General features: G+C 46.6%; 11 protein-coding genes and 1 pseudogene. 7 read left to right on the forward strand and 5 right to left on the reverse strand.

Going from position 1 to position 11,950, the window contains the following annotated elements; genetic code table 11:
- The first annotated feature begins 278 nt into the window (after positions 1 to 278).
- Together NDA06_RS18920 and ftsZ are read left to right on the forward strand one after the other, a co-directional pair.
- The gene (locus NDA06_RS18920; protein WP_190986482.1) at positions 279 to 1,148 is read left to right on the forward strand and encodes an FtsQ-type POTRA domain-containing protein; all 870 of its coding nucleotides are present in this window, start codon (positions 279 to 281) and stop codon (positions 1,146 to 1,148) included.
- Positions 1,149 to 1,408: 260 nt separating this feature from the next.
- Positions 1,409 to 2,689, forward strand: coding sequence for a cell division protein FtsZ (ftsZ, locus tag NDA06_RS18925; RefSeq protein WP_190412850.1), 1,281 nt, complete (start codon positions 1,409 to 1,411; stop codon positions 2,687 to 2,689).
- Between the two features lie 12 nt (positions 2,690 to 2,701).
- Here the strand turns inward: ftsZ and NDA06_RS18930 are convergent, their stop codons facing one another.
- On the reverse strand, positions 2,702 to 2,905 hold the full coding sequence (locus NDA06_RS18930) for a hypothetical protein (protein ID WP_190412312.1): 204 nt from the start codon (positions 2,903 to 2,905) through the stop codon (positions 2,702 to 2,704).
- Positions 2,906 to 3,207: 302 nt separating this feature from the next.
- On the opposite strand from NDA06_RS18930, the gene thiD reads away from it, so the two are divergent.
- From thiD to NDA06_RS18945, 3 genes are all read left to right on the forward strand, one after another.
- Positions 3,208 to 4,035, forward strand: coding sequence for a bifunctional hydroxymethylpyrimidine kinase/phosphomethylpyrimidine kinase (gene thiD / locus NDA06_RS18935; RefSeq protein ID WP_190986481.1), 828 nt, complete (start codon positions 3,208 to 3,210; stop codon positions 4,033 to 4,035).
- A 153-nt stretch (positions 4,036 to 4,188) separates the two neighbouring features.
- Positions 4,189 to 4,818: a DUF3450 domain-containing protein gene (locus NDA06_RS18940; protein ID WP_242047511.1), complete on the forward strand. Its 630-nt coding sequence runs from the start codon at positions 4,189 to 4,191 to the stop codon at positions 4,816 to 4,818.
- A gap of 354 nt (positions 4,819 to 5,172) precedes the next feature.
- A complete protein-coding gene (locus NDA06_RS18945) occupies positions 5,173 to 5,511 on the forward strand; it encodes a P-II family nitrogen regulator (RefSeq protein ID WP_190412314.1) in 339 nt (112 codons plus the stop codon).
- Between the two features lie 169 nt (positions 5,512 to 5,680).
- On the opposite strand, the gene rdgB is transcribed toward NDA06_RS18945, so the two are convergent.
- Positions 5,681 to 6,262, reverse strand: coding sequence for an RdgB/HAM1 family non-canonical purine NTP pyrophosphatase (gene rdgB / locus NDA06_RS18950; RefSeq protein WP_190986480.1), 582 nt, complete (start codon positions 6,260 to 6,262; stop codon positions 5,681 to 5,683).
- Between the two features lie 262 nt (positions 6,263 to 6,524).
- On the opposite strand from rdgB, the gene NDA06_RS18955 reads away from it, so the two are divergent.
- Together NDA06_RS18955 and NDA06_RS18960 are read left to right on the forward strand one after the other, a co-directional pair.
- Positions 6,525 to 7,985 (forward strand): hypothetical protein, encoded by a 1,461-nt coding sequence (locus tag NDA06_RS18955; RefSeq protein ID WP_348251806.1) that lies wholly within the window; start codon positions 6,525 to 6,527, stop codon positions 7,983 to 7,985.
- Positions 7,986 to 8,494: 509 nt separating this feature from the next.
- Positions 8,495 to 9,295, forward strand: a complete 801-nt coding sequence (locus NDA06_RS18960) for a hypothetical protein (protein WP_190678664.1) — start codon at positions 8,495 to 8,497, stop codon at positions 9,293 to 9,295.
- A gap of 386 nt (positions 9,296 to 9,681) precedes the next feature.
- On the opposite strand, the gene NDA06_RS18965 is transcribed toward NDA06_RS18960, so the two are convergent.
- The 3 genes and pseudogenes from NDA06_RS18965 to NDA06_RS18975 form a co-directional block, all read right to left on the reverse strand.
- Entirely contained in the window at positions 9,682 to 10,392 is a 711-nt protein-coding gene (locus NDA06_RS18965; protein ID WP_190987078.1) for a DevA family ABC transporter ATP-binding protein, read from the reverse strand.
- Between the two features lie 51 nt (positions 10,393 to 10,443).
- A complete protein-coding gene (gene devC, locus NDA06_RS18970) occupies positions 10,444 to 11,649 on the reverse strand; it encodes an ABC transporter permease DevC (RefSeq protein WP_190678668.1) in 1,206 nt (401 codons plus the stop codon).
- Between the two features lie 65 nt (positions 11,650 to 11,714).
- Positions 11,715 to 11,950: pseudogene (locus NDA06_RS18975) on the reverse strand (HlyD family secretion protein); the annotation flags it as partial.

Consider the following 11,950-nt stretch of genomic DNA (forward strand, 5'->3'; position numbering starts at 1 on the left):
TTCCCGCTACAGTTCCTGATGAGCCGTACTGAAAAGAGAAAGAGATTCTGTTAACGTCCTGTTAGATGAAATTGCCGAGGGAACCGATCGTGACTTTCTCCCCGGTCAGCGGATTGGCGAGCATAGGGCGATAGCCCCGTCAGGAGGGGATAGTCGGAACTCCCAAGCGCTCTGTTTAAGTTAAAGAAGGACGCGCCTAAACTTACGGCGAACCACCATCAAGCTGTGTTGAGTGCAGTCTACCTCAAGCACCACAAACTCCCGATTGAGAAGTTAGGATGACAAGCATCGCATCAGTATCACAAACCGAATTGAGCCAACGGCGTCAAAAACTACGTCGCCAACGACGGATAAAATCTTTTCAAGCGATGTGGCGAGCGATCTTCGTCGCCGGTTTAGCAGGCAGTTTAGTTTGGGTGACAACTTTACCCGCTTGGGTGATCCGCAAACCCGATCAAATTGCGATTGAGGGCAATAAAACGCTTTCAATCCAAGCGATTCGGTCGCTGCTGCCCCTATCTTACCCTCAGTATTTGCTGCGGCTACAGCCGCAAATCATCGCCGATAAGTTGGAATTACAACCTGCTATCAAGGAAGCTACCGTTACCCGGCAAATGTTGCCGCCAGGACTCACCGTACAAGTTACGGAACGACAGCCAGTCGCGATCGCCCTCCGCACGCGCACGCGCCAGACTCCTGCTTCCAGCCAAACCTCCTCAAATCGCAAAACGCGATCGCAGCCGGTATTGGGATTGTTGGACGAACAAGGCGTCTGGATGCCCTTAGAAAGCTACACCGAACTAGAGCGCACCATTCCCTTGCCGACCTTAAAAATCATTGGCTATCGGGATGAATATCGCCCCTACTGGTCGGCACTTTACCAAGCCGTTAGCCGCAGTCCGGTCAAAGTATTTGAAATTGATTGGCAAAACCCAGCCAATTTAATTCTGAAAACCGAGCAAGGATGGGTACATTGTGGTGCTTACACTTCTCGGTTTGCCTATCAGCTCACCGTCCTCGATCGAATGCGAGATTTGCCAGCACATTTTTCAACCAGCGAAATTGCCTATATTGACCTCAAAAACCCCGATTCCCCAGCAATTCAAATGAAAAATGGCAACCCTCCCAAAAAAACCAAAACCTTATAAGCTTGGAGGGAACGCGAGTTCTGGCTTTAGACAGAAAGCGTCTTGTGAGCTAAATTCATTCTTCATCCTGCCAAGAGCGCATCTACTTTACGAATATCCTTCATCTTTTAGTAGGATCAGCCTTCAGACAGTTGACTCCAGACCTCTTCAAGAACGTCAATGCACTATGACTCTCATTGGTTTTAAGGGTCAACTTACCCTATAGTTGACTCATATCGCTACCTAAACTAAAAAGTTGTTTATTGACCCTTTCTATTGCAATGACGCTCAATAGTAAACCAGGGCTTGCCCACCAAAACTCAAATCCCTCAGGGAACGCAGGTCGTTCACCCGCAGTGGACGGCGCGAATCCTTTTAATAACACCGTGTTACATTTAGGCCATAATCACGATGCTAACGGAACACCCAGGGAAGAATCTAGGAGTGACAACATCGTGCTAGGTAGCGTCGCCAAAATTAAAGTCATTGGTGTTGGTGGGGGTGGGGGCAATGCGGTGAACCGCATGATTGCCAGTGATGTCAGTGGCGTAGAGTTTTGGTCAATCAATACTGATGCCCAATCGCTGTCTCACTCCTCGGCTGCTAAACGCTTGCAAATGGGACAGAAGTTAACGCGAGGTTTAGGTGCTGGAGGTAATCCTGCCATTGGTCAAAAGGCAGCGGAAGAATCGCGCGACGAGATCGCTCATGCCTTAGAAAATACCGATCTCGTATTTATTACCGCTGGGATGGGAGGCGGTACGGGTACGGGTGCAGCCCCGATTGTGGCAGAAGTTGCCAAAGAAATGGGAGCCTTAACGGTGGGTGTTGTCACTCGTCCTTTCACCTTTGAGGGACGCCGTCGCACTTCTCAGGCAGATGAAGGCATTGCCGCTTTGCAGGGTCGGGTAGATACGCTCATCGTCATCCCTAACGATAAGCTGCTGGCAGTGATTCCAGAAACCATGCCCGTTCAAGATGCCTTTCGCGTCGCCGATGATATCCTGCGTCAAGGTGTGCAAGGGATATCGGATATTATTACGATTCCCGGACTGGTCAATGTGGACTTTGCTGATGTCCGAGCCGTGATGGCAGATGCGGGATCGGCAATGATGGGGATTGGCGTGGGTTCTGGGAAATCGAGAGCCAGAGAAGCCGCCGTCGCCGCAATTTCCTCACCGTTGCTAGAGTCTTCGATTGAAGGAGCCAGAGGGGTTGTCTTTAACATTACCGGCGGTAGCGACCTGACGCTGCACGAAGTGAATGCCGCAGCCGAAACAATCTATGAAGTGGTCGATCCGAATGCGAATATCATTTTCGGGGCAGTGATCGATGACCGGATGCAAGGTGAGGTAAGAATTACCGTCATTGCGACTGGATTTAGCGGGGAAACTCAGTCTACACCGGCGGCGAGGGAGGCACGCACTTCCAGACAGCCACAGCGACCCATTGCACCGTCACCCGTTCCTCCTTCTACCCCCACGTTTGAGCCTAAACCTCAACAACAAGGTGGAGGATTGGATATTCCGGAATTTCTCCAAAGACGGCGTCCGCAACGCTAGAAGAATTAAAAATTAAAAATGGAACATTTCCTTTTTAATTTTTAATTGATGCGTGGGCAATCCAGCCTTAGTTAGCAGGGTGCGAAATTCTTCTAAACTTCCACGAAGCCGATTGAATTCGGTAGAAGTTCCGAATTCAATGATTACCTGTCCCAAAAGTGGGAAGACTTGACTGATTACGGGAGCGATCGCTACATCCATGCTCTCACGCCGCACGGATTTCCCCTCCTAAACTGGAAATTAGTGCGGCTCATCGTATATTTCCTCTAATTAGGTCTTTAGGCACATAACTCAGTTCTACTCGCTTCTCAAGGGCAGCATTGCAATAATTTGCCGACTCATCGGCAAATTGTAAATTGAGCAGCACTCGATTTGCAGCAATTTGTAAAATTTAATCATTCAATTCAATTTAGATTGGAATTGGTTTCATCAAAATTTAGAGTAAAAGTAATTGTTAGTAGTCCTTAATTTGCGGGTATTAACTAATTACCCATTTCTCTTATCCATTCCTCATTCCTATGACCGTTAAAAACCCTTCAAGCGTACCTGTTGCTCTCACAATTGCCGGTTCTGATAGCGGCGGCGGTGCTGGCATTCAGGCCGATTTACGGACATTTGCCTTTCACTGCGTTCACGGCACCAGTGCTATTACTTGCGTGACAGCGCAGAATACGCTGGGAGTGACGCGGGTGGATGCTTTACCGACAGCAGCAATTGTCGCCCAGATTGAGGCTGTGGTGACGGATATTGGCGTCCAAGCAGCGAAAACGGGGATGTTGCTGAATGGGGAGATTATTGCGGCTGTAGCGCAAGCTGTGGAAGCTTTCAAACTGGACAAATTAGTCGTCGATCCCGTGATGGTATCGCGCACGGGTGCCCAGCTGATTGACAATGACGCTGTGGCAACGTTGCGGGATGTCTTAATCCCCAAAGCAGCGATTGTGACCCCCAACCGCTACGAAGCTCAATTACTGAGCGGATTGCCGATTCATACCTTGGATGATATGCGCTCTGCTGCCCAACGGATTTATCATTTGGGAGGTGGTGCGGCTGTATTAGTGAAAGGAGGGGGGATGGAGGGGAATCTACGCGGCATCGATATCTGGTTCGATGGGCACCATCTGGAAACCTTGAAAACCGCAACCGTAGAGACGACCAATACTCACGGCACAGGGTGTACGCTCAGTAGCGCGATCACGGCTAATCTAGCCTTGGGCAAAGATCGGTGGTCTGCGGTTCAAAAAGCCAAAGATTATGTCACCACTGCTCTAAAATACGCTTTAGCCATTGGTCAGGGTCAAGGGCCAGTGGGACACTTTTTTCCCCTCCTACAATCGGAGAATTAAAACAATCGGAGAATACAAAGGTTATAGCAATGACACCGTAAAGATCGATTGGGGCACATTCCTAGTTGATTAAATAGCAAATTTGTTAAAAAATGGCTGTCAGAGTCGCCTCACTTTCCATTATTGTTGCCTTACCAAACTTAAACTAAATCCATGATGTCTAATCCCTCGACCCGCTCGCCAATGCAAAATGCTTATATTTCTGAGCAGACTCCCCAAAGCCCAATGAATACCTACCGTCCCTCAGTGCCAATTTCGGTTTACAAAGAACTCTCAGCAGAGTTACAAACAGCGCAAGCGATGCTGGACTCGCTGAATTCCCAAAATCAGCAGTTAGCCAAAGAAAATCAACAGCTGCGCCAAGAAATCGAAAAAGTTGTTCAGTCAGCTTTGCACGCACAACAGGTAGTCACTTCGTTTCCCTCCGGGAGTCGAGTTGAAGTTCCCCCTCCCTCCATTGAACCGGAAATTCGGACTGGATCAAACGCAACACCTAAGCGGCGTCCTCCGCAGCCTCCTCGTCCTCCTCGTTCGGCTGCGATCGCTCCGCCAGTGGAAGTTCTACCTCCTTCCCCTCCCAAAGCGGAACCAGCACCATTACCTGATTTTTCAGAAAGCTTGGTAATCGAACAAGAAGAAGGTCGGTATCGTCGCCCAACTCAGCCAGAGCGTTCCGCAGATGTGAGTGGCTGGTGGTTAATCATCGTCATCTTTTTGATTGTGGCGACAGCGTTTGGCACTGGCTTTTTGATTGTGCGTCCGCTTTTGAACAATAGTCGTTGAGCTTGCTGGTTGACGGCTGAAAGATTAACTCTGCTAGGAGTCGGAAGAACCGGGTGCATCTGCCTGGAACAACCGCTTTGATACAAATGGGGAAAATATTTCCAAACCCGCGCATCTTCACTGTACTGTCTAGTCAACGATGTCTAGTTAACGAGTCAGCGATATCTAGAGAAACCCCTTAGTTAGGGTTGGCACAATGGATGCCTCTGGTAGGAGTGAAGAGCAATATGTATCATATAATACAAAAATCTTTGTTTGAGCAGTGATAAAACATAGCCGCCGCTTTACGAGTACCTTTGGTTGTACAAATTGATTGTACAGATCAAATCCAGAACGAACTGAGGAGTTAGAAGCTTGAAAAAAGTTGAAGCGATTATCCGGCCTTTTAAACTCGACGAAGTTAAAATTGCGCTAGTCAATGCGGGAATTGTGGGAATGACCGTTTCTGAAGTCCGAGGATTTGGGCGGCAGAAAGGCCAAACCGAACGTTATCGCGGTTCCGAGTACACGGTTGAGTTTCTGCAAAAACTTAAAGTAGAGATCGTTGTTGAAGACAGCCAGGTTGATATGGTGATTGAGAAAATCATTGCCGCTGCCCGAACGGGTGAAATCGGTGATGGTAAGATTTTTGTCAGCCCGGTAGAGCAGGTCATCAGAATTCGGACGGGGGAAAAGAATCTGGAAGCTGTCTAAGTCAGGACTGAGGACTGAGGACTGAGGACTGAGGACTGAGGACTGAGGACTGAGGACTGAGGACTGAGTCATCAAGGTTAGAGGTTAGGAGTCATTAAAAATCAGAAATTAGAATTTTTGGCGATCGCAAAATTCTGATTTCTGGTTACTGGACTTCTAACTTCTGGACTTAACCCTCAGTCTTTAAAGTCTGTAGCTGGGGTAAGAGAATTTTAAAAGCTTGACCGCGATGGCTCCACTGACGCTTCAACTCAGGAGTCATTTCCGCAAAGGTCATTTGCTCTTTGGGAACGTAAAAAATCGGATCGTAGCCGAATCCTCCCGTACCGCGAGGGGCGTGGAGAATTTCGCCGCGGCAAACTCCTTCGGCTTGCAGGGCGATCGCGCCATCGGGACGAGCGATCGCGATCGCACACACAAATTGGGCTTCCCGATTCAGTTCGTTGCCGAGTTCATTCAACAGGCGTTCAATTCGATCGGGGTCGGTTTTGCCGTAACGAGCGGAATAAATACCAGGTGCGCCCTCTAAGGCGTCTACTTCCAAGCCAGAATCATCTGCGATCGCCCACTCTCCAGTCGCCTCTGCCACCTGGGATGCCTTCAGACAAGCGTTAGCCATGAAGGTGTCACCCGATTCCTCAATCTCCAGTTCCTCTGGCTTCAGGGTCAATTCCCAGCCAAATCCGCTTAAATACGTCTGCATCTCTCGCAGCTTGCCTGGATTTCCCGTAGCGACTACCAACACAGTCATCGCGATCGCTCCCTTGCTGAAATAAATAAACGCCTACACGATTATAGAAACCTGTTTTTGCAGAAGTTAAATTTTTTGGCTGGCAATCGCTATCTGAAACTTGTAAAAAATCACCCATTCAGGTGAACGAAACAGCGGAACTAACTCGCACGATAGCAGCGTCAAGCGTTTTATCTGCTATATGCATTCGATGAGCGTTGGAGTGCCGCTCGTCTCACCTAACACGCTCTCCGCTTGCAAAAACAACTCTATTGAGGTTTCTATGAGACAGATTTTCAAAAAACACTCCAAAGCCGTAAACTCTGGTAAAACAGTTCACCAATCCGATCGGGTTTTTGCCGCTTTAGTTCTAACTGGCATCTTGTCTTTAGGCGCAGGTCTGACACTGTTAGAAACCGCATTTGCTGCCCCAGCCGGACTTTCTGAGTCTATCACCAGACTGGTTAAGGTTAAAGACCAGAAAGTGGGGCAAAATCTTGACCGTAAGCAAGCTAATCGCTTACCGCCTCGAATTGCTAACGCTGTTCGTCAAGATTTGTCGCGTCAAACTGGCATCGCTCCGGGAAAGCTCAAGATTACTCAGTTTAGCCAGGAAACTTGGCCTGATGGCTGTTTAGGACTTCCGAAATCGGGTGAATTTTGTACTCAAGCATTAGTTCCCGGTTGGCGTGTTGTCGTGTCTAGCAATAACAAAACTTGGGTCTATCGCACCAATTCTACAGGGCAAGTTTTACGTCAAGAAAAGTCGAATACTCCTGGCAGTAACATCCCAGGAAACTTCCCCAAATCTGTTGCCAATGCTGTGATTTCTGATGCCTCCACGCAGCTGGGTTTGCCGGTAAACCAGATTCGCGTCGTCCAGGCCGAACAGAAGACTTGGCCTGATGCGTGTCTAGGGATTTACGCACCTGATATTTTGTGTGCGCCAGCGACAGTAGAAGGGTGGCAGGTGACGGTAGAAGCAAGCGGAAAACGCTTGGTCTATCGCACGAATGCAGCTGGTTCTGTCGTGAAGGTGGATCAACTCGCGAGTTTGCCGAATTCCGTTCGAGATGCAGTCTTAAGGGAAGCTTCCAGACAGTTCAAAGTGCCCACTACCGAACTCAGCATCGTTCAAGCTCAACAGTACAATTGGGATAGCTGTCTGGGTTTGGGCGGTATTAACGAGAGTTGTCTTACTAATGCAATACCTGGGTGGCAGGTAACTGTACAAAGCAAGCTACAACTGTTGGTTTATCACACCAACAGCGATGGTTCCATTATTAAGTTCAATCAAGCAGCAAGTAAACTAAGCGATACTGGCATCCTCAAGCCAATGCCAATCCCGACTAGCGAACTACCACCATCCTTAGATAAAAATGTGGTGTTTCGAGCGATTGCCAGTGGCGGTTTTACTGGCAGAACCTACGAAACTGTTTTATTGAATGACGGAAGCTTGATGCGGGTTCGCATCGGCGATGCTAATGACTCCGAACGTAGCGTTCTCCGCATTCCTGTGCAACAGGTACGACAGTTTCAGCAAATGCTAGAACGGCAGCAATTTGCCCAATTTAAGAACCTAAGCTACCCAGCACCCAGCGGTGCTGCCGATCACATCACCTACACCCTTAGCAGCCGCAAAGGTACAGTTCGCTACACCGAGATTAATCAAGGGAGTTTGCCTGCACCTTTAGAGAAGGTGATCCAAACCTGGAATCAGCTTGGCAGCAGCGCCCAAAGATAAGATCGGGCAGAATCTAGATACTCTCATTCTTAGCCAATAGGGAAAGCAGCCCCAGACTGGGGCTGCTTTCCCTATTGGCTGATATCTTGCCAGTGAAGCAACTGAATAACACAGGGATTGCTGTTTGGCGATCGCTAAACAATTCCGACTACCGATCCTTGAGGAAGGTGTTTTGGCGATCGCTACGACTTTTCAAGGGTTTCAAGAGTTTTAGAGAGTCTTGCCAATCGGTATTTTTGCAAAAGCTCCCCTGAGCGCACTTCACACCCAACAATGAAAGTCTCTGTAGTTTTGCCTAGTCCGCGCGATCGCGCCGTTGCGCTAACAGCACGTTAAAGTCAGCTCTAATGAAGTGTGATTTGGGTCTAAACTAAGAGTCGAGCCGCTTTCCGAAAAAGGATTTGACAGAATTTCACACTTGATTATTTATCTTTCATACTTTTTACTTTGTAATTTCTGCTTTTTTGGGCATCCTGAAAATAGACATGAATTTTTTTAGGCTAGCGACTATGTCCACTCCGTTCCTTATTGTAGACTTGCGATTGGCTCAAACCCCTGCCAAGAAGGCTCAACCTAAAGCCCCTGCCAAAAAAACTCAAACCGCCCAACCAGCAGCCGCAGCCGCCAACGCTCAACCTGCGCCCATCTGGATGTACACTTCCGGAGGACTGCTGTTACTTCTCATTGCTGGAGCAGTATTTGTCAAGGTTAAAAAGGATGAGATGGCAAAGAAAGCCAAGATCCAGGATTTTAAAGTCAAAGACCTCCAGAAAAAGTTAAAGTTGGCGCTTGACTCTATTCATAGAATGGAAAGCAATCCTGACTTGGTTAACTCACGCGAATTCAACCTGGATTACCTCAGAATGCGAATGGATGAAGAGGTATTTCACTTTGCCATTGTTAATCAAATCAAAGTCAGAGTAAAAGACTTAATCACTATCGCCCTGCGTCCTACCCAAGCATCACAAGCCTCAGTGGGCATTGCCAGTACAGCGGGACGCCAAGTTGATGAGATTTTTGATGTCATTTATGAGACGGGAGAGGGTACGAAGCGCTCTAAGCGGGTGCTTTTCCGCATTCAAATCAAGTTAATGAAATTACCTACCCAAGCGACTTCTGCTACGATTAGCCAAATTATTGATTGTATTGAAACATTCCTCAGTCCAGCGGAAGACCACGATACTTGGCAACCCACAATTCAGGGTCGTCTTGCAAAACTACAATGGGATCAAAAAGCCAAACCGACACCTTTATTGGTGCTAGAACAATTAAGTGAAGGTGGCAATGTCACTATTCGCACGAAGCGCTAGGATGTTGAGAAATAAGTTTTTTTCCATCAGCAACCAGGGTGGATTCTGCTTAGTTATTCTTTAGTGACATCTTGCTCCGGGCAGTTGAAACCGCACAGCGATAGGAAGCACGCAAACGAAACCTGCCGAGAGCAGGTTACAAAACCCTTGTTTTCGGTTAGTCCGCGCTTTTAAATTTGGAATGCAATCGTCCCAGCATTCTATTCTGACATCTTGATGCAAGATATGAGCTTAGTTACAATCATCTCTAAACAAAAGGCTTTCTTGAAGTGTAGATGGCAAATGAAAAGATTGCCTTTTGTAGAATGAGCCATTCGCCAAAAACTATGTAGTGTATAAAGAGAAATCAACCCACTTCAATCGGATTTTTCACTCAGAAATCTGACTTAAGCAGGCGTTTTTTCGGAAATAACTGTATCGCGGACTAGACGCCCATCTTCCATGTGAATAATTCGGTCAGCAACATCTAAAATACGATTGTCGTGAGTTACCATCAAAATCGTACATCCTTGTTCCTTTGCCAATCGCTGCATCAGCTCAACAACATCGCGACCGGACTTACTATCTAAAGCAGCAGTAGGTTCGTCAGCTAATACTAATTTAGGATGACTCACTAAAGCACGCGCGATCGCTACCCGTTGTTTTTGTCCCCCAGAAAGATTCTCCGGGTAGTAATTTATGCGATCGCCTAACCCCACCGCTTCCAACATCGCGGCTGACCTGGTTGCAGCTTCCTGTGACGGAATATGCCGATGCAGTTCCACCGACATTTGTACATTCTGTCGCGCTGTTAGGCACTTCAGCAAATTGTGAGCTTGAAAAATATAGCCTATGTGCCGCCGTACCTGCACCATTTGGCTTTTAGAAGCTCCAATTAGTTCTTGTCCTAATACTTTCAGGCTACCTTCTTGAGGAGACCTTAAACTGCCCATTAAAGTCAATAATGTGGTTTTTCCTGACCCTGATGGCCCAGTCATGATTGTAATTTCTCCCGGTTGCATTTCCAGATTTATATCAAATAAAATCTGTTTCCTGAGCGAACCTTTGCCAAAGTAATAATTGAGATTTTTAATTGCAACAATCGGTTCTTGCAGCATAATTTTTCAATTTCATTAAAATTAGCAACTAGCTATGTTAAAAAATACCATTTAAAAAATATCAGCGGGGTCGGCAGCTCGGAGCTTACGGACTGCGATCGCACCTGAAATCAAGCACATAAAAATAGTTAAAAGCAACACTACGGTTGCTCGAACAACAGTCATTGCAATCGGTAAATTTGTACCCCCTTTTATAAAAATATAAAGCCCTGACGCTAACGAAAAGCCAGGAATATAACCTAAAACTGATAAAATTAAAGCTTCCTGAAAAACAACAATTAGTAAGTATAAATCCGTATAGCCTATCGCTTTTAACGTAGCATATTCAGCTAGATGATCGGCAACATCAGTGTATAGGATTTGGTAGACAATAACTGTACCAACAACAAATCCCATTAAGGTTCCTAAACCAAAAATGAATCCAATTGATGTACTGGTTTGCCAATATGTCTTTTCAAACTCAATAAATTCTTCATGGGACAAAATTTGTACATCTGTACAATCTTTATCCATATTTTTTAAGTCTTGGCATTTCGCATCATTCTTCTTTAAATTAAAGGACTCCTTCATATTTTGAATAACTTGACTTACATCCGCACCGGCTTCTAAATTAACCACTCCAATATCAATCAATCCTCTCTGTCGTCTAGGGAACATCCGAAAAAAGTTCAAATCGCTCGTTATCAAATTACCATCGGCTCCAAATGATGCGCCTAGCGTGAATAAGCCTTGTACTTGGACGCGACGGCTTTCTACTTCTGTTTCAACAGTTTTTCCCTGCTTAAACCAATCACCAACTGCCCCAAATTCTGGACGAGACGCTTCATCAAATAAAACAACATCTGGAAGTTTAATTTTATCTCGGTTATTTTTAACTTCGGGTAAATTTAGAATTTCTGCTGCGGGATTAAATCCAATTACCATCAATTGGCGAGTGCGGCGATTTTCTGGATTTTTCCACAAGCCAAAGCCAAGATATACTGGACTGACCGATTCTACTCCGTCAAAGCTGAGAGCTTGATACAGTCGCCGCTGTGGGAAACTTTTCATGGCAATCAAAGCCGTGGACTGGGAACTGACCAAAAAAACGTCCCCCTGCATATTTTCATGCAAGCTTACGGAGCTTTGAAAAAGGGCATCGCGAAACCCTAACTGCACAAACATCAAAATGTCAGCAAAACCAATACCGGCAAGTGCCACCAGCAGCCGCATTTTTTCACGGGTAAGCTGTAACCAGGCTAGAGGAATTTTTGGCATGATTCTACAAAACTTGTTGGCAAGGGGCTAATGGCTAATTGTTCAAAAGCCATTAGCAAAAATAGCTAAATATGAATTTTGACGGTAACTTTAGAGTTAGTTAAACCGGCAACGCGGCGGCTGGACTCTGCATTTAAGCGAATTTTTACTTCCACCACTCTGGCATCTACATCTGCGGCTGGATCGGTATTTAAAATATCTTTTTTCCCAATTTGCAAGCCAATCTGATTGACCGTTCCTTTGAGTTCATCGGCAAAAGCATTGCCCTCGCTGTTAATCGTCGCTTGCTGCCCTAGCCGCA

It is taken from the genome of Trichocoleus sp. ST-U1 (genome assembly GCF_039961835.1).
In the GTDB taxonomy this organism is placed as follows: domain Bacteria; phylum Cyanobacteriota; class Cyanobacteriia; order Cyanobacteriales; family FACHB-T130; genus FACHB-T130.

Coding starts and splice junctions, on each gene's coding strand:
- NDA06_RS18920 (WP_190986482.1), top strand. CDS start 279: ATGACAAGCATCGCATCAGTATCACAAACCGAATTGAGCCAACGGCGT.
- ftsZ (WP_190412850.1), top strand. CDS start 1,409: ATGACGCTCAATAGTAAACCAGGGCTTGCCCACCAAAACTCAAATCCC.
- thiD (WP_190986481.1), top strand. CDS start 3,208: ATGACCGTTAAAAACCCTTCAAGCGTACCTGTTGCTCTCACAATTGCC.
- NDA06_RS18940 (WP_242047511.1), top strand. CDS start 4,189: ATGATGTCTAATCCCTCGACCCGCTCGCCAATGCAAAATGCTTATATT.
- rdgB (WP_190986480.1), bottom strand. CDS start 6,262: ATGACTGTGTTGGTAGTCGCTACGGGAAATCCAGGCAAGCTGCGAGAG.
- NDA06_RS18955 (WP_348251806.1), top strand. CDS start 6,525: ATGAGACAGATTTTCAAAAAACACTCCAAAGCCGTAAACTCTGGTAAA.
- NDA06_RS18960 (WP_190678664.1), top strand. CDS start 8,495: ATGTCCACTCCGTTCCTTATTGTAGACTTGCGATTGGCTCAAACCCCT.
- NDA06_RS18965 (WP_190987078.1), bottom strand. CDS start 10,392: ATGCTGCAAGAACCGATTGTTGCAATTAAAAATCTCAATTATTACTTT.
- devC (WP_190678668.1), bottom strand. CDS start 11,649: ATGCCAAAAATTCCTCTAGCCTGGTTACAGCTTACCCGTGAAAAAATG.